The sequence below is a fragment of the Neorhizobium huautlense genome (genome assembly GCF_002968575.1).
In the GTDB taxonomy this organism is placed as follows: domain Bacteria; phylum Pseudomonadota; class Alphaproteobacteria; order Rhizobiales; family Rhizobiaceae; genus Neorhizobium; species Neorhizobium huautlense.
Map to the genome: position 1 here is coordinate 1 of NZ_PVBM01000011.1, position 17,205 is coordinate 17,205.

General features: G+C 61.9%; 12 protein-coding genes. 3 read left to right on the forward strand and 9 right to left on the reverse strand.

The features are described 5' to 3' along the window. Positions 1–478: 478 nt before the first annotated feature. Positions 479–2,422 carry a M23 family metallopeptidase gene (locus C5L12_RS13780; RefSeq protein ID WP_105372626.1) on the forward strand — a complete coding sequence of 648 codons (1,944 nt, stop codon included), beginning with the start codon at positions 479–481 and terminating at the stop codon, positions 2,420–2,422. Between the two features lie 68 nt (positions 2,423–2,490). Here the strand turns inward: C5L12_RS13780 and clpB are convergent, their stop codons facing one another. Beyond that, a complete protein-coding gene (clpB, locus tag C5L12_RS13785; protein WP_105372627.1) occupies positions 2,491–5,091 on the reverse strand; it encodes an ATP-dependent chaperone ClpB in 2,601 nt (866 codons plus the stop codon). A 313-nt stretch (positions 5,092–5,404) separates the two neighbouring features. Here clpB and C5L12_RS13790 point away from each other — a divergent pair, with 313 nt between their 5' ends. Then, the gene (locus tag C5L12_RS13790; protein ID WP_105372628.1) at positions 5,405–6,691 is read left to right on the forward strand and encodes an MFS transporter; all 1,287 of its coding nucleotides are present in this window, start codon (positions 5,405–5,407) and stop codon (positions 6,689–6,691) included. Positions 6,692–6,738: 47 nt separating this feature from the next. Here the strand turns inward: C5L12_RS13790 and C5L12_RS13795 are convergent, their stop codons facing one another. Then, entirely contained in the window at positions 6,739–7,107 is a 369-nt protein-coding gene (locus C5L12_RS13795; RefSeq protein ID WP_105372629.1) for a DsrE family protein, read from the reverse strand. Between the two features lie 69 nt (positions 7,108–7,176). Between C5L12_RS13795 and C5L12_RS13800 the strand changes: the two genes are divergently transcribed. Further along, a complete protein-coding gene (locus tag C5L12_RS13800; RefSeq protein WP_105372630.1) occupies positions 7,177–8,175 on the forward strand; it encodes an AraC family transcriptional regulator in 999 nt (332 codons plus the stop codon). A 102-nt stretch (positions 8,176–8,277) separates the two neighbouring features. On the opposite strand, the gene C5L12_RS13805 is transcribed toward C5L12_RS13800, so the two are convergent. The 7 genes from C5L12_RS13805 to C5L12_RS13835 form a co-directional block, all read right to left on the reverse strand. Next, on the reverse strand, positions 8,278–9,084 hold the full coding sequence (locus C5L12_RS13805; RefSeq protein WP_105372631.1) for a DUF4167 domain-containing protein: 807 nt from the start codon (positions 9,082–9,084) through the stop codon (positions 8,278–8,280). 302 nt (positions 9,085–9,386) lie between these two features. After that, positions 9,387–10,250, reverse strand: a complete 864-nt coding sequence (gene prmC, locus C5L12_RS13810; protein ID WP_105372632.1) for a peptide chain release factor N(5)-glutamine methyltransferase — start codon at positions 10,248–10,250, stop codon at positions 9,387–9,389. Further along, positions 10,247–11,329 (reverse strand): peptide chain release factor 1, encoded by a 1,083-nt coding sequence (prfA, locus tag C5L12_RS13815; protein ID WP_105372633.1) that lies wholly within the window; start codon positions 11,327–11,329, stop codon positions 10,247–10,249. Before prfA ends, prmC begins: the two co-directional genes overlap by 4 nt. 31 nt (positions 11,330–11,360) lie before the next feature. Next, positions 11,361–13,628, reverse strand: coding sequence for a phosphoenolpyruvate--protein phosphotransferase (gene ptsP / locus C5L12_RS13820; protein WP_105372770.1), 2,268 nt, complete (start codon positions 13,626–13,628; stop codon positions 11,361–11,363). 79 nt (positions 13,629–13,707) lie between these two features. Beyond that, a complete protein-coding gene (locus tag C5L12_RS13825) occupies positions 13,708–14,982 on the reverse strand; it encodes an aspartate kinase (RefSeq protein ID WP_105372634.1) in 1,275 nt (424 codons plus the stop codon). Between the two features lie 225 nt (positions 14,983–15,207). Continuing rightward, positions 15,208–15,927: an SH3 domain-containing protein gene (locus C5L12_RS13830; protein WP_105372635.1), complete on the reverse strand. Its 720-nt coding sequence runs from the start codon at positions 15,925–15,927 to the stop codon at positions 15,208–15,210. 137 nt (positions 15,928–16,064) lie between these two features. Continuing rightward, complete coding sequence (locus tag C5L12_RS13835) at positions 16,065–17,120, reverse strand: LacI family DNA-binding transcriptional regulator (protein WP_105372636.1); 1,056 nt, start codon at positions 17,118–17,120, stop codon at positions 16,065–16,067. Positions 17,121–17,205: the final 85 nt, after the last annotated feature.

A 17,205-nucleotide genomic window follows, 5' to 3' on the forward strand; every position in this document is an offset into this window, starting at 1 on the left:
TCGGTCCCAACCAGCATGCGCCAATCAATCAGTGATTTCTTCAGAACGAAAGTCGTCGTCGCCAGCAGCGCCGCCGCCCTCGTCAGTGAGCGGGGTTATAAATCCATGCCCACAAACAAGTCAACAGGCTTGATTTGGAATTTTCCAGAAAAATCATAACCTACTGATTTCTCTGGAAAGTTTCGGGAAAACGCCAAAAAACCCTGTCCCTTTGGAACTGCGACGCCGTTGCAAAGCCCGCGAGACGGCCGCCAGCGGGCGGGCGCCCCAAATTTGCCCCGACATGATCACAATCTCATGGTTACCAGAGAGTAGATGGGGATTCGCAGGCCGATTTCAAGCAATGCACGCCTTTGCAACCTGGCCGATTTGACTCTCCTGTTTGAAACGGGCACATGTTTGGCCCAAGGTTCCAAAGGCAGAATGTCTATTCTGCATGCGGTATTAACGAGTATCAGGGAACTGGCTTAAGACTGGCATGATCACGGCCCGCAGCATGCTCCGCTCACTCGGCAACGAACCGCCGATCCTCGCCGACGGCCGTCGTGCTCCGGATCGCCGGGAGATTTCGCTCCGTTGGCTGTCGGGCACCTTTCTGACCGGCATAACCTCTTCGATCCTGATGGGTGTCGCTTTGTTTGCCGCCCTCGACGGGCGCCGGCAGCTTGCCATCCCCGCGGAGGCTTCCGCCTCGATCCCGACCAATGACTCCGACAGCGCTTCCCGCGGCAAACGCCTTCTTGCCGGCAATATCGTCGCCATGCCGACCGACCGGAAGATCCTGGAGGTCTCCACCGTCGCCCATGAGGGAAGCAAGGAGGTTGTTCGCCGGCGGCCCTTCGCCCATGTGAAGATGACGCTTGCCGCCAATCACGTAGCGCAGGAGGATTATCCGGCTTTCGACCCGCTGACGATCTTCTCTTCCAGCGAGACTCCTCCGCCGGCGGCGGCTCGCGCCGGCACCATTTACGGCTCCAACGTCGAATCCGAAGTCAGCCTACAGACCGTCGCCTTTCCGGTAAAGGGCAGCGCCTATGCCTATGCCCCGACGATGACGCTGGAGGAGGTGGAGGAAAACGTCCGTTCCAACGGTTCCGTCCTCACCGACGGCAATACCCAGCTCTCTGCCCTCTATTACGTCGACCCCCAGCGTTTCTCCTCCAAGGACGACGATGGCGGCCTCGACATAACCGCGGGGCTTTCGGCGCGTATCGTCGAGGAGAACATATCGGTTTCGGCCCCCGAGCCGATCACCTCGCGTACACGCGAATATGCCGATGACATCATTCCCGTCCGCAAGCCCGAAACCGTGACGCAGGCCATGACGGAAGTCGGTTACCCGGAGGGCAAGGCCCGCGAAATATCCGGCTATCTGCAATCCCGGCTCGGTGAAGCCGATCTTGGCCCGGGCGACGTGCTGCGCATCGGCGTGATCCAGCAAGGCGACATGGTTCTGGTCGTCCGCGCCAGCCTTTATCGGAAGGGCAGGCATCAGGTGACCGTGGCGCTTGATGACCATGGTCGGTTTGTGGATGGCGAGGAGCCGCCGATGCTGGATGCGGTCGCCTCTGCCTTCAGCGAGCAGCCGCCGCAGATCGTCACCGGCCGGGAATTGCCGCGCGTCTATGACGGCATCTATCGCGCCGCCCTCTCCTATGGCATGAGCAAGGAGATGACCGGCCTGCTGGTGAAGCTGCTGGCGAGCAATGTCGACCTTCAGGCGCAGTTGAAGCCCACCGACCGGATCGAAGCCTTCTTCTCCGTTACCGACGAGAAAGGCCAGGCTGGCAAGAATTCCGAACTCCTCTTCGTGGACGCCCATTTCGGCGAAACGTCGACACGCTTTTATCGTTTCCAGAATGTCGATGACAATTCGATCGACTATTTCGACGAGAACGGAAAAAGCATACGGCAGTTCCTGCTGCGCAATCCACTCCCCAACGGCCGCATGACCTCCGGCTTCGGCATGCGCGGCCATCCGCTTCTTGGCGGTTATGCCCGTCTCCACACCGGCGTCGACTGGGCGGCCCCCCGAGGAACCCCGATCATCGCTGCCGGCAACGGCGTGGTGGAAAAAGCCGGCTGGGATTCCGGCGGTTACGGCAACCAGACGATTATCCGGCATGCCAACGGCTATGAATCCTCCTACAACCACCAGAGCGCGATCGCGTCCGGCATTCGCGAAGGTGCGAAGGTAACCCAGGGCCAGGTGATCGGTTATGTCGGCTCGACCGGCCAATCCACCGGTTCGCATCTGCACTACGAGCTGATCGTCAACGGCACCAAGGTCGATCCGATGAAGGTCCGTCTTCCCGGCGGCAGCTCGCTGAGCGGCAAGGCGCTCGTCCGTTTCGAAGAGGAACGCAAGCGTATCGACGCCCTCCTCAACACCCAGCCGCCGGACGAAGTCGCCAGCCGGTAATCCTCCCGATCTCGGACATGAAAATGGCGGCCGAAGCCGCCATTTGCTTTTTGTCTGTTCGCTTGGCCTTACGCCGCCTCGCTGACGTCCCGTTTGACGCGGAACAGAAGCCGGTCGGAACCCGAACTGACCGCTACGATCGAAGCATCCGGGATCTGGCCGCCGAGGATCTGCTCGGCAAGCGGGTCCTGCAGATATTTCTGGATCACCCGCTTCAGCGGCCGCGCGCCATAGACCGGATCGTAGCCTTTTTCCGCCAGCCATTCGCGGGCATCCTGGCCGAGATCGATGCCGATCTTGCGCTCGGCAAGCAGGTTCAGGAGCCGCTTCATCTGTATGTCGACAATCGCCCCCATCTCGCTGCGGCGCAGGCGATGGAAGAGGATGATTTCGTCGACGCGGTTGAGGAATTCCGGACGGAACGAAGCCTTGACCACGTCCATCACCTGATCGCGAACACTGTCGACGTCTTCACCCTCACGCAGGCTGGTAAGATATTCCGCGCCGAGGTTGGAGGTCATGATGATGATCGTGTTCTTGAAGTCGACCGTCCGGCCCTGCCCGTCCGTCAGGCGCCCGTCATCGAGCACCTGCAGGAGAACGTTGAAGACGTCGGGATGCGCTTTCTCGATCTCGTCGAACAGCACCACCTGGTAAGGCTTGCGGCGGACCGCTTCCGTCAGCGCGCCGCCTTCTTCGTAGCCGACATAACCGGGAGGCGCACCGATCAGGCGTGCCACGGAGTGCTTTTCCATGTACTCCGACATGTCGATGCGCACCATCGCGGCCTCGTCGTCGAACAGGAAGCGGGCGAGCGACTTCGTCAGCTCCGTCTTACCGACACCGGTCGGACCGAGGAAGATGAACGAGCCGATAGGCCGGTTCGGATCCTGCAGACCGGCACGCGAACGGCGGACTGCGCGCGAAACCGCCTGCACGGCATCCCCTTGGCCGACCACGGATTTCGCCAGTTCGTCTTCCATCCGAAGCAGCTTTTCGCGCTCGCCTTCCAGCATCTTGTCGACCGGAATCCCCGTCCACCGGGAAACGACATGGGCGATCGCATCAGGCGTCACGACTTCCTGCACCATGGCATTGGTCGAATTGTCCTTGGCTTCGGCATCCTCGAGGCGCTTTTCCAGATCGGGGATGACGCCATAGGTCAGTTCGCCGGCGCGCTGGTATTCACCCTTGCGCTGGGCGGTCGCCAGCTCGTTGCGGGCTTCGTCAAGCTGCCGCTTGAGGTCGGCGGCAAGGCCGAGCTTCTGCTTTTCCGCCTGCCAGCGGGCCGTCAGCGCATCCGCCTGTTCCTCAAGCGAAGTTACCTCGCCTTCCAGACGCTGCAGCCGGTCGGCCGAGGCGCAGTCGGTTTCCTTCTTTAGCGCTTCCCGCTCGATCTTGAGCTGCATGATGCGGCGGTCGAGCTCGTCAAGCTCTTCAGGCTTCGAATCCACCTGCATGCGCAGCCGCGAGGCGGCCTCGTCCATCAGGTCGATCGCCTTGTCCGGCAGGAATCGGTCGGTGATATAGCGGTTGGAAAGCGTCGCAGCCGCGACAAGCGCCGAATCCGAAATGCGGACCTTGTGGTGCTGTTCGTACTTTTCCTTCAAGCCGCGCAGGATCGAGATCGTGTCCTCGACGGTCGGCTCATCGACCATGACCGGCTGGAAACGCCGGGCAAGGGCTGCATCCTTTTCCACATGCTTGCGGTATTCGTCGAGCGTGGTCGCCCCGACGCAATGCAGCTCGCCACGGGCAAGCGCCGGCTTCAGGAGGTTGGACGCATCCATCGCGCCTTCGGACTTGCCGGCGCCGACCAGCGTGTGCATCTCGTCGATGAAGAGGATGATCTCGCCGTTTTCCGACTGCACCTCGTTCAGAACGCTCTTCAGCCGTTCCTCGAATTCGCCGCGATATTTCGCTCCGGCAATCAGCGCGCCCATATCGAGCGCCATCAGCTTCTTGTCTTTCAGGCTTTCCGGCACGTCGCCGTTGACGATGCGCAATGCCAGACCCTCGGCGATCGCCGTCTTGCCGACGCCGGGCTCGCCGATAAGGACCGGATTATTCTTGGTGCGGCGGGAAAGGACCTGGATCGTGCGGCGGATTTCGTCGTCGCGGCCGATGACCGGATCGAGCTTGCCGTCGCGGGCTTCCGCCGTCAGGTCGCGCGCATATTTCTTCAGCGCCTCGAAGCCCTGTTCGGCATTGGCGCTGTCAGCCGTGCGGCCCTTGCGGATATCGTTGATGACCTGATTGAGGCCCTGCGCGGTCACCCCGGCCTTTTTCAGCGTCGCGGCGGTGGAAGCCGAACTCTCGATGATAAGCGCGAGAAGCAGGCGTTCGACGGTGACGAAACTGTCGCCGGCCTTCTTGGCGGCGTCCTCGGCCGTCGAAAACACCTTGGCGAGCGGCTGGGAAAGGTAGATTTCACCGCTGCCGCCGGATACCTTCGGCAGTTTGGCAAGGGCTGCGTCGTTGGCGATGCGCGCTTCCTTGGCGCTGCCGCCGGCGCGCTCGATAAGCGAGGATGCCATGCCCTGATCGTCGTCGAGCAGGACTTTCAGCACGTGCTCGGGGGCAAACTGCTGGTGTCCCGAAGCCAGAGCCTGGGTCTGGGCCGACTGCAGGAAACCGCGGACGCGCTCGGAATATTTTTCGATGTTCATTCTCTGACCTCCAGTGATCGACCTGCCCTTTATAAGGCACAAGCCGATGATTGAGATTGAGCTCCCTCAAAGGCGAGCCCTGCCGATCGCTCGGCGTTGCTGGAGATATGGTAAGGGCTTTTGAGGATTTAAAGAACCGGCGGAGGAGGTTTTGATCCTCTTTTCGCGAAAGGCGATGGACAACTGAACTGGTTGAAAGACCGGCTTCGCGCCAAGCGGCCATAAGGCCAAGCGCGCGGATACTTCGATCCTGACCGAAGCTTTGCTTTATCCAAACTGGCAATAAGGGCCAATCACAATTGGAACCCGCGCCATGACATCTTCACCAGCATCTAAAAAGCCGCCCTTTTTCGGCTGGCGCGTCGTCACTGCTACTTTTATCCTCGCAATATTTGGCTGGGGTGTCGGTTTTTATGGCCCCCCGATCTACTTGCAGATGGTGGTTCAGCGGACAGGATGGTCGGTCACGCTCGTATCGACTGCCGTCACGCTGCACTTTCTCGTCGGCGCAGCAGTCGTTGCGAACCTTCCTCGACTTTATCGGCTTTTAAGCGTTCCCGTTGTAACCGTTACTGGAGCCGCTTTTCTCGCCGTCGGTGTTGGCGGCTGGTCTGTGGCCGATCAGCCCTGGCACCTGTTTGCAGCCGCTCTGTTAACCGGAACGGGTTGGGTGGCAATGGGCGCTGCCGCCGTCAACGCCATCATATCTCCCTGGTTTATCCGCAGCCGTCCGGCAGCATTGTCCATGGCTTACAATGGAGCGAGTGTGGGTGGTGTGATTTTCTCGCCCTTGTGGGTCATGCTCATCGCATCGAGCGGATTTTCTCAGGCAGCCTTCATCGTGGGAATTTCTATGGTCGCTACCGTGGCCGCGCTAGCTGTTCTGGTATTTTCCAAATCTCCCGAGACATTGGGTCAATCGCCGGACGGCCTCCAGCCAGGCCAGCTGGTTTCGCGGACGGCTCCTTCGCTCGCAGCGACCTTGCCACGCGGCTTGCTGTGGCGCGACCGCCGCTTCATAACGCTTGCAGTAGGTATGGCTGCCGGGTTGTTCGCGCAGATAGGACTGCTGGCTCATCTTTTTTCCATCATGGTTCCGGTCTTCGGCTCGCAAACAGCAGGCCTCCTGATGGGTGGTGCAACCCTGTCGGCAATCGCCGGGCGCACCAGTATCGGCTGGTTGATGCCGATTTCGGCAGACCGTCGTTTGATCGCTTCCGCAAGTTATGGCGTCCAGATCATCGGCTCCCTGACGCTTTTGGCGGCGGGTGGAGAGACCACCGCGGCTATGATTGTCGGGGTCCTGCTTTTCGGCCTCGGCATTGGGAACGCCACGTCGCTTCCGCCTCTCATCGCACAGGTGGAATTCAACAAAGCCGATGTCTCGCGCGTGGTGCCGCTGATCGTGGCTTTGAGTCAAGCAGCATATGCTCTTGCACCTGCGCTGTTTGGCATCGCCAGGACAATCGCTGACCCCGCCGTTTTTCTATTGGCAATAGCGATCCAGTGCTTTGCGGTAACGGCCTTCCTATATGGGCGGCCCAAACGACCCTTTGGCGGGCCGAAGCGGACAATAAACCAGGTTTCAGACGTGCCATGACGTTCAAGCCGGCACGAAAAATACGGCCGGCCCGACATATCCTGCGATCAGAACGACAGTGTCGCCGCTCCCTCCTTGATCTCGGCATGCATCGCGCTTGCGCCGACCACAACGACGCCGTCGAGAAGGTCGTCCTGCTCGTAGCCGCGAGACTTTACGCAGGGCGGGCAGGCCCAGATGGTGCCACCGCGGCTCTGGAAATCGGCGATCGATTGCGCAAGCGGATCGAGCGGCGGGACATGGGTCATCTTCTGCCCGCCCTTGCGAACCAGGTCGATTGCGGCGCTGGTCAGGAAGACCGAGACCTTGAGCCCCGCGGTGATGCCGCCGTTGGCGATCGTGAAGGCGACGGACGAAAGTTCGGAATCGATGCCCTTGGTGACCAGCACCACCAGTTTGTCAGTTGCTGTTTGCATAGTATCCTCCCACAGTTGAATTGAACCTCTTCACTGTAGGAAGGCGGGCCGCACCCGTCTTTGGCCGAAATGCGTGAAGCTTTGTCCGAAAATCCTGATCACACTCTGGGTGTTGCGCGGGACGACGTGCTCTCGGCACTGCTCTCGACGATCCGCCTTACCGGGTCGCTTCAATTCTGCTTCATGCCCTCCGGAAACTGGCAGACGGACGCAACGCCCTCCATGGCAGGCCTCTCCGGAAGGCCGAGCGCTACGATACCGTTTCACATCGTCGTCGCCGGAAATTGCTGGCTGAAGATGGAAGAGGAAGAGGCCCTGCTGGAAACGGGCGACGTGGTCGTTTTTCCTTTTGGCACCGGGCATCAGCTGGGCGCGGGGGCCGACGGCTCGTTGGTCAATCCAACCCGCGAATTGCCGCCGAAGCCATGGCGGCAAATTCCCGTCATCCGGCATGGCGGCGACGGCCAGGGCGTCAGGCTGCTCTGCGGTTACCTTCAATGCGATGCACTGGGTTTTGTACCGTTCAAGCGGGCGCTGCCGAAGCTGATCCATGTAAGGACGCGCGGCGCCAACGACGGCGACTGGCTGCGGGCCACAATCCGCCAGATGGTGGACGAAGTCGACAGCCCGCGCGCAGGTGGGATTTCCATGCTGCCAAGGCTGACTGAAATCATCTTCATCGAGATCCTCCGCCACCGGATCATGATGGCGGAACCGCGGGCCACCGGCTGGCTGGCGGCGCTTGCCGACCCGGCGCTCTGCCGCTGCCTGTCGCTCATCCACGACGATCCGAAACGCGACTGGTCCTTGGAGGATTTGTGGGCAGCATCGGGCATGTCGCGCAGCGTGCTGGCGGAACGCTTCCAGACGGTGCTCGGCACCTCGCCCATCCGGTATGTGCGCGACTGGCGGCTCTATCTGGCGAGCGTTACGCTGGCGACGACGGGACAGGCGATCACCGCCATCGCCTATGAAGCCGGATATGCGACGGAGGCGGCTTTCAATCGCGCCTTCTCGCGGGCTTTCGGCAGCCCGCCGGCAACCTGGCGTACCGTTGCGCAGGCATGAGCCGGAAGCCCAGGTGAAGGCGCCGCGTCATGACACCCCGGAAACAAAAACTCCGGCCCATCGGACCGGAGTTCTTGGATGTTCCGCCTGTTGACGGACGGCTTATTCGCCGGCTGCTTCCACCAGCGCCGGCGGCGCCTCTTCACTCGAAGCCTCGCCTTCCTCGGCGCCCTCACCGCGGCGCGGTCGGCGCGGACGGCTGCCGGCGTTGCGGCGGCGGCGCTCGCGCGGCGCGCCCTCAGCCTGGGCCTCTTCCTCGACAGCCACTTCCGCCGGAGTACCTTCGATCACCGGCTGTGGGCCGGATCCGTCGTCGACGACGGGAGCAGCTTCGGCAACCTGCGGAGCAGGACGCTCCTGGCGGCGGTCGCGGCGCTGTTCGCGGTCGCGGCGGTTTTCACGCGGCTGCTGTTCCCCGCCCTGCGCATTCTGGCTCTGAGCATTCTGCTCGCGGGGTTCGCGGCGTGGCTGTTGTTGCTGCGGCTGCGCGGTTTCGCCGGCCATCGCAGGCTGCTGCCCGAAACCGGCTTCTTCTGCGTCCATGGCTTCGAAATCATCCTGGTCGGCGGCATTGCCGTCGCGTTCCTGGAAGTCGCCGCGATCGTCACGCTGGAAGCGGTCCTGCATCTGCGCCTGGGCGGCTGCGATGATGCGGTTATAGTGCTCTGCGTGTTGCAGATAGTTCTCGGCCATCACGCGGTCGCCGGAGCTCTGCGCATCCCGGGCAAGGGCTGCGTATTTTTCGGCGATATGCTGGGCTGTGCCGCGGATCTTCACGTCGGGGCCGGAACTGTCATACGTCCGGCTGAGAGGATTACCGCCCTTGCGGTTGAAGTTGTTGCCGCCGCCGCCGTTGTTATTGTTGCTGCCGCGCCCTCGACCGCGTTTGTTCTGCTGTCCTGGCCTCATCTATCGTTCACCAACTCTCTGTCTTCGCTGATAAGGGGCCACGCGGTCCGCCGGTCAAAGGCCGGAGCAAGACTTCGCGTGCCGCGCACAGGACGAACAAAGCGTCCCGCCGCTTGTCTCATTTAATTAACTGAATCACGCACCGGGAATTGCTCAACCTTCGCAACTCTCCGAAAAGAGCAGGATCAAGGGTTGACCTTAAACCCGAACGAATCGCTGTTCATTCCCAGCCGCCCCAGTGCGTTCCTTGCAAGCTATCCCGCTTCCTGCGTGAATCCAAGCCTTTTCTTTTGCGTTCAAAATCAAAGGTCGCTCCGGGTAAATACAAGGACGCGATCGTTGTCACCGTAATCACGCCTGGCTTGCGCCAGGGTAAACCCGGTCGAGCGGAAAATCCCGGTTACCGCTTGCCTCTGATCGAAACCGATCTCGACGCCGATTACGCCATCCTTTTCCAGAAAATCTCCCGCACCTGCGGCAATCGCTCGATAAGCTTCAAGGCCGTCAGGCCCTCCGTCCAATGCCGCTGGGGGATCGAAATCCCGAACTTCCGGTTCCAGTGCGGGGATAACGTCGCTACGTATATAAGGTGGATTTGACACGATTATGTCGAAACGCACCTGAATTTTGTCGAACCAGTGGCTGGTAAGCGTGGCAAACCTCTCCGTCAGCCCCAAACGAGCTGCATTCTCTGCCGCCGTTTTTAATGCATCCTCGGAGATGTCGCTACCCGTTCCGTGGGCCTCCGGCACCTCCTTCAGCAGCGCCAGAGCGATTGCGCCGGTGCCCGTGCCAAGGTCTAGGATGCGTGCCGCGCCCTTTACTGCGACAATCTGCCTCACATAGGGAAGCAGGCAATCCACCAGGATTTCCGTGTCCGGACGAGGCTCCAGCGTCTCTTTCGAGATCTTGAGGTCCATCCCGTGAAATTCACGTGACCCTAATATGCGATGCACCGGTTCGCGTTTCAACCGCCGCTCGACCGCTTTTGCGATCCTCACCAGTTCTGCATCCGTCAGGACGCGTTCTCCACCGGTGAAAACTTCGGTGCTTGTTAGGGCGAGCAATCCGCCGACCAAAAGCCTCGATTCGATGGCCGCATCCGGCAGGCCGGCCTCGGAAAACCGGCTCTTCGCCTCCGCGACGGCTGCGGCGAGCGTCGTCATCCCTGTTGCTCGCCGAGCTGGGCGAGCTGACCGGCCTGGTAATCGGCGATCAGAGCATCGACCACCTCGTCGATTTCGCCCTCCATCATCCTGTCGAGCTTGTAGAGCGTCAGGTTGATGCGGTGGTCGGTGATGCGCCCCTGCGGAAAGTTGTAGGTGCGGATACGCTCGGAACGGTCGCCGGAACCGACCTGGCTTTTGCGGTCGGCCGAGCGCTCGCTGTCGGCCCTTTGCCGCTCCATGTCGAAGAGCCGCGACCGCAGCACCTGCATCGCCTTGGCGCGGTTCTGGTGCTGCGACTTTTCCGAGCTGGTGACGACGATGCCCGTCGGCAGATGCGTAATGCGCACGGCGGAATCTGTGGTGTTGACGTGCTGACCGCCGGCACCTGACGACCGCATGGTATCGATGCGGATATCTTCCGCGCGGATTTCGATGTCGATCTCTTCAGCTTCCGGCAGCACTGCGACGGTCGCCGCCGAGGTATGGATGCGCCCCTGCGTTTCCGTGTCCGGCACACGCTGGACGCGATGAACGCCGGATTCGAATTTCAATTTGGAGAAGACCCCTCGCCCGGTAACCGTCGCGATGATTTCACGATAGCCCCCCGCCTCGCCTTCGCTGGCCGAAAGCACCTCCACCTTCCAGCCATGCGCGCTGGCATAACGCTCGTACATGCGAAACAGGTCGCCGGCAAAAAGCGCTGCCTCGTTGCCGCCGGTGCCGGCCCGGATTTCCAGTATTGCGCTCTTCTCGTCCGCCGCATCCTTCGGCAGCAGCAGGATCTGCATGTCCTTTTCGAGCGCCTCGATCCGGGTCTCCGCCTCCGGCAGCTCCATTTCGGCGAGCTCCCGCATTTCCCGGTCGGTCGCCTTGTCGGCAAGCATGGCACGCAGATCGGCCGCTTCCGCGACGGTCTTTTCATACTCGCGGATCTTTTTCACCACCGGCTGCAGCTCGGAATATTCCGAGGCCAGCTTCACATAGACATCCGCGGCCGGGCCTTCCGACATGCGCGCCTCGATCTCGCCGAAACGGCGCTCCAGCTCGCGCATCTTTTCAACAGGAAGCTTCGCCAACCTGATCTACTCCGTATCTTTGTCTGTTCCGCTAGAGAGGGATGTCGTTCTTTTCGGCATGCCGGACAAGGAGGTCGCGGATCTTTTCCGACGATCGCGTATCGTCGAGCGCGGCGTTCAATTCCTCGGCCAGCTTGTCGGCATCGAGGCTGAGCAGCATCGCCTTGACCGGCCCGATCGAAGTTGCCGCCATCGAAACCGAACGGAAACCGACACCGATCAGCGCCATGGCCGAAAGCGGCTTGCTCGCCATTTCGCCACACAAGGTCACCGTGGTCTTGTTGCGTTCGCCTGCCCGCGCGATGTCCCTGAGAATGCGCAGGAAGGGTTTCCCGAGATTGTCGAACCGGTCGGAGACGCGCGCATTGCCGCGGTCGGCGGCCATGGTGAACTGGAAGAGGTCGTTCGACCCGACCGAGACGAAATCCACTTCCGCCATCAGCTCGTCGAGCTGCCACATCAGCGCCGGCACTTCCAGCATGGCTCCGAACTGCAGCTTGCGCGGCAGGCTATGGCCGAATTTCGAAAGATGTTGCACTTCCTTTTGCAGCAGGTCGCGCACCGCATGGATTTCCGAAACTTCGGTCACCATCGGCAGCATCATCTTGAGCTCGGCACCCGCCGAAGCCCTGAGCAGGGCCCGCAACTGCGTGCGCAACAGCCCGGGGCGATCGAGCGACAATCGGATCGCTCGCCAGCCGAGCGCCGGGTTTTCCTCTTCATGGGCGCGGAAATAGGACACCACCTTGTCGCCGCCGATGTCGAGCGTCCGGAAAGTGACGGGCCGACCCGCCGCCTGTTTCAACACATTGCGGTAGAAATTCTCCTGCTCCTCCAGTTTCGGCATGGTGGAAGCGATCATGAACTGCAGTTCGGTACGGAAGAGGCCGATCCCGTCCGCGCCCGACTCGGCGAGTTGCGGAAGATCCACCATCAGGCCGGCATTCATCTGCAGGCTGATGCGCTTGCCGTCCTTCGTAACCGGCTCGACTGAACGCAACGCCCGGAACTGCTCCTGCCGGCGGGCCCTCAGGCGCACCTTCTCCTCATAGGCCTTCTGCAGATCGAGCATCGGTCGCAGGTGGATCTGGCCGTCGTCGCCGTCGATGATGATCGGATCGCCGTTTTCGGCAAGCGCCACCACGCCGGCCGCCTGTCCCACCACCGGAATGCCCATGGCGCGCGCAACGATGACCACATGGCTCGTCACGGCTCCGTCTTCGAGCACCAGGCCGCGCAGGCGTTCGCGCGGATAATCCAGAAGCTCCGCCGCGCCCATGGCACGCGCCAGAATGATCGCATCGACCGGGAAACCTTCGTCGAAGGCACGGCCGGAAAAGCCGGTCAGCTGCCGCAGCAGCCGGTTTGCCAGGTCGTCGAAGTCGTGCATCCGCTCCCGCAGATACGGGTCGGTGAGGCGCATCATGCGCGCCTTCGTATCGCTCTGCACCTTTTCGACGGCAGCCTCTGCCGTCAGGCCGTTATGGATCGCCTCTTCCATGCGGCGCACCCAGCCCTGGTCGTGAGCGAACATGCGATAGGTTTCCAGAACCTCGCGGTGTTCGCCCTCCTGGGAAACCTCGCGGCGCGACAGCATGTCGTCGATCGAGATCCGCAGAGAACCCAGCGCCTCGGCGAGCCGTTCGATCTCCTTGTCGGCATCTTCGTTGAGCAGATTGGTAACGACGATGCGCGGTTCGTGCAGCACTACATGGCCGAGCCCGATGCCTTCGTTATAGCCGTCGGCATTGATCGTCACGGCGCGGGTCAGGTCGAGCTCGAGCCCCGGCCGGGTGATCTTCTTCAGCTCGCCGGTAGCGATCATCTCGGCGATCACCATCGCGGTGGTTTCGAGCGCCTCGACTTCGTCCTCGCGGTAGTTCCGGCTCGCCTTGTTCTGGACGACGAGAACGCCGAGCGTCCGGCCGGCACGCAGGATCGGAACGCCGAGGAAGGAGTGGTAGATTTCCTCGCCCGTCTCGGGGAGATAGCGGAAAGCCGGATGCGCCTGGGCATCGGACAGATTGAGCGGCTGGGCGGAAGCGGCGATCGTGCCGACCAGGCCCTGCCCCATCTTCAATTGTGAAAGGTGGACGGCTTCCTTCTTGAGGCCCTCGGTGGCGTAAAGCTCGAGCACACCGTCGGAGCGCAGCACATAAGCCGAGCAGACTTCTGCCACCATGTTGCTGGCAATCTGCCGGACGATCCGGTCCAGGCGCTCTTGTGGCTCGAGCGGCTCCGCCATCAATTCGCGCAGCCGCTTCAAAAGAACGCGCGGTCCTGCCGACAGGTCTCTCATCGGCATCAATGCTCCCGAACCCAGATCACCCTATCCGGGACGCCGCGCCGGACAACCGACGCGCCAAACCGGCTCATCCTCAACTCTTATCGAGACCGTAGGCGGAATGCAAAGTCCTAACCGCAAGTTCGGAATAAGCGCCATCGATAAGGATGGAAATCTTGATTTCCGAAGTGGTGATCGCCTTGATGTTGATGCCTTTTTCGGCAAGTGCCTTGAAAGCAAGCGCGGCAACGCCGGCATGGCTGCGCATGCCGATGCCGATGACCGACACCTTGGCGAGACCTGATTCGGTCTGGACCACGTCGAAACCGATCTTCGCCTTGTTGTCTTCCAGCACCTTCATGGCCTTCTGCACGTCGCCGGACGGCACGGTGAAGGTCATGTCGGTCTTCGAGCCATCTTCCGAGATGTTCTGGACGATCATGTCGACGTTTATATGAGCTTCGGCGAGCGGGCCGAAGATCGCTGCCGAAACGCCCGGCCGGTCGGAAAGCCGGCGGAGCGAAATCTGCGCTTCATCCTTGGCATAGGCGATGCCGGTGACGACTTCCTGTTCCACGATTTCTTCCTCGTCGCAAATCAAAGTGCCGGGCGGGTTCAGGAGGTCGCCCATGCCCGGCGCATCGGGATCCTCGAAACTGGAGCGCACGAATGTGCGGACCTTGTGGACCATGGCAAGCTCGACCGAGCGCACCTGCAGCACCTTCGAGCCGAGCGATGCCATTTCCAGCATTTCTTCGAAGGACACCTTTTTCATGCGGCGCGCCTTCGGCTCGATGCGCGGATCGGTCGTGTAGACCCCGTCCACATCGGTATAGATGTCGCAGCGGTCGGCCTTGACCGCAGCCGCGATCGCGACGGCGGACGTGTCGGAACCGCCGCGGCCAAGCGTTGCAATCCGGTTGTCGGGGCCAAGCCCCTGGAAACCGGCGACCACCGCGACCTGGCCTTCGCCCATGCGCTTGATGATGTCGGAGCCGTCGATCTCGAGAATGCGTGCAGCGCCATGGGCGTTGTCGGTGCGGATCGGGATCTGCCAGCCCTGCCAGGAGCGGGCATTGATGCCCATCGATTGCAGGGCGATGGCGAGAAGTCCCGACGTCACCTGTTCACCCGAGGCGACCACCGCGTCGTATTCGCGTGCGTCGTAAAACGGGGAATTGGCCCCCGTTACCTTCGGTGCGTCCTGCACCCAGCCGACAAGCTCGTTGGTCTTGCCGGACATGGCCGACACGACGACCGCCACCTCATGGCCGGCTTCGACTTCCCGTTTCACATGGCGCGCAACGTTGTGAATGCGTTCGAGATTGGCGACGGAAGTGCCGCCGAACTTCATGACGATGCGAGCCATACGACAAAAACCACTGTTCCGACCCAAGGCTTGGGAAAGCCCGGGCATCCGCTTTCGAACCACCTCAAAACCCGGCCGTCCGCGGCTGGATTGTCAAGTTGCGCGGTCTCTTATCGAAAAGGGGGAAAAGGCGCAATGGCAAGAATGGAGGCTGCAGTACGCTCGCAAGGAGACCGCGCCCCTCGAACACGGAAGCCGCCCGAAGGCGGCTTCCGTCTGTCTGGCTCAGCCCGGATTGGGAAGCGCCGGGCATCCCGGCCCAACGGGCTGGTTCGGGCCGCAGCGTCCTTCCGGCACGATTGCAGGCGCAAAACGTCGGTCATCGTCTCGCCTTTCGACCCGCGGAGGCGGAGGGCGCCGCGGTTCGTCCCTGTCGACGCGTGGCGGCGGGGGACGGACGTCGCGGTCCCGATCCCATCGCGGCGGATCGCGATCACGGTCGCGCTCCCAGCGCGGCGGATCCCGATCCCAGGTGTCACGGTCACGGTCGCGGTCCCAGCGCGGCGGCGGGGGTGGGGCCGGACGCTCGTACCGGTCCCAGGTGTAGCGCCGCCACCGGTCGCGCTCGCGGTAGAAGTCGCGATCACGGTAATAGCGGCCCCAATAGGTGTCGACGTCGAACGTGATCATCGGAATGCCGAGCGGCCGGTAATATTGCGGCCCGACGTAAACGCGGTTGGAGCGGTAGCTGGCCTGAACGTAATTGCCCGAAACCCAGCCGCGCCCGCCGTAGAAGGATACGTCGCACCAATTCACGCTGCTCAGGCAGCCGTTGATGACGACGGATTCCCCGGCGGGGATGACCGTTACGGCGGGATAACCGGTGCTCGGTCCGGATCGCATATTGACATTTGCGGTGGCAAATCCGCGCACTGCCGCTTCCGCCAGCGACGGCGCGGCAAACATGGCGCAGAGTGCTGCAACGGATATCAGAATTTTCTTCACGGGCTTCCTCCTGAGAAACCTATTGTCGCCGGACCGACCATCTGCCGGGCGGACTGTCTCACTACGTTAATGTGCAAGACATGGCTATTGTTCCCGCGCGCCGCTGAACGGCGCATGAATGATTTAGTTTGGTTTTGTTAAGCTTTTATCTTCGCCGGCGCCGTCGATTGCCGCTCGACGATATGGCAGGCGAGCTCCACCCGCCGCACCGGGCTTGCGAAGCCGGACAGCGCGTCGCGCAACAGGTCCAGCGCCACGCCGCCGAGCTCGCGCATGGGAATGTGCATGGTCGTCAGCGGGGGGTTCAGGAAAGCCGCCTGCGGCAGGTCGTCCATCCCCATGACGGAAACATCCTGCGGCACCGAATAGCCCATCTGCTGCACTCCCATCATCGCGCCGACCGCAAGACTGTCGCCGGCGGCAAGCACAGCCGTGAAGTCGAGGCCTCGGCTGCGTAAGCGCTCGCTGACAGCCTGCGCCGCCAGATCCGGCAGCCAGTCGTCGACCGGCATCACCAGGTCGTCGGACCACGGCAGGCCGTGCTGCAGGAATGCGTCATGCCAGCCTTCCCGGCGCCGTTCGATGGTGCGCCGTCCGGGGCGCATCAGGAAGAGGATGCGCCTGTGTCCCAGGCGGATCAGATAATCCGTCGCCACATGCGCCGCCGATCGGTTGCATGGGGTGACGCTCGAGAGCCACATGTAAGGGTCGTCGCCGTTGATCAGCACCACAGGTTTGCCGAAGCCGCGGGTGGCCGCCAGCATCCCCTCGTCGTCGACCGTCAGAAACAGCAGTCCGGCGACATCCGGATCGACGCGTGCCTCCTCCAGCACCACTTTCTCTTCCGCCTGATCGGCCACTGCGCGTGTGACGATCTCCAGGCCGAGCGCCTGGGCACGGTCCCTGAGGCCTTCCAGCACGTAGAGCGTGAACTGGTTGCGCACATAGTCGATCATCGCCGCGCTCGAGGCGGCAAGGATCACCTTTTTCCCCGCCACGGGCGTCGGCACCGTGTAGTTCGCGTCCTTGGCAGCCTCCAGGATGCGCTCTCGCACATCCGCCCGCACACCCTTTTCCCCGGCAAGCGCTCGCGAAACCGTGCTCAGCGAGACGCCGACTTTCTCGGCTATGTCCTCCAGCCGCACCCTGCGGCTCTTCTTGCCGCGCTTTCCCGCCGTAGGCTTCACCACCATGATTATTCTCCTCCACGAAATGCAAACTGCAAAAAATTTTCAGATTGCGCAATCAATTTTCAGATGTTTTCATGAGATTGCCGCT

Excerpts from the sequence above, each read along its gene's own strand:
- C5L12_RS13835 (WP_105372636.1), bottom strand. The coding sequence starts at position 17,120 with ATGGTGGTGAAGCCTACGGCGGGAAAGCGCGGCAAGAAGAGCCGCAGG.
- ptsP (WP_105372770.1), bottom strand. The coding sequence starts at position 13,628 with ATGAGAGACCTGTCGGCAGGACCGCGCGTTCTTTTGAAGCGGCTGCGC.
- C5L12_RS13780 (WP_105372626.1), top strand. The coding sequence starts at position 479 with ATGATCACGGCCCGCAGCATGCTCCGCTCACTCGGCAACGAACCGCCG.
- C5L12_RS13805 (WP_105372631.1), bottom strand. The coding sequence starts at position 9,084 with ATGAGGCCAGGACAGCAGAACAAACGCGGTCGAGGGCGCGGCAGCAAC.
- clpB (WP_105372627.1), bottom strand. The coding sequence starts at position 5,091 with ATGAACATCGAAAAATATTCCGAGCGCGTCCGCGGTTTCCTGCAGTCG.
- C5L12_RS13795 (WP_105372629.1), bottom strand. The coding sequence starts at position 7,107 with ATGCAAACAGCAACTGACAAACTGGTGGTGCTGGTCACCAAGGGCATC.
- C5L12_RS13800 (WP_105372630.1), top strand. The coding sequence starts at position 7,177 with ATGCGTGAAGCTTTGTCCGAAAATCCTGATCACACTCTGGGTGTTGCG.
- C5L12_RS13825 (WP_105372634.1), bottom strand. The coding sequence starts at position 14,982 with ATGGCTCGCATCGTCATGAAGTTCGGCGGCACTTCCGTCGCCAATCTC.
- prmC (WP_105372632.1), bottom strand. The coding sequence starts at position 10,250 with ATGACGACGCTCGCCGCAGCCGTCGCGGAGGCGAAGAGCCGGTTTTCC.
- C5L12_RS13790 (WP_105372628.1), top strand. The coding sequence starts at position 5,405 with ATGACATCTTCACCAGCATCTAAAAAGCCGCCCTTTTTCGGCTGGCGC.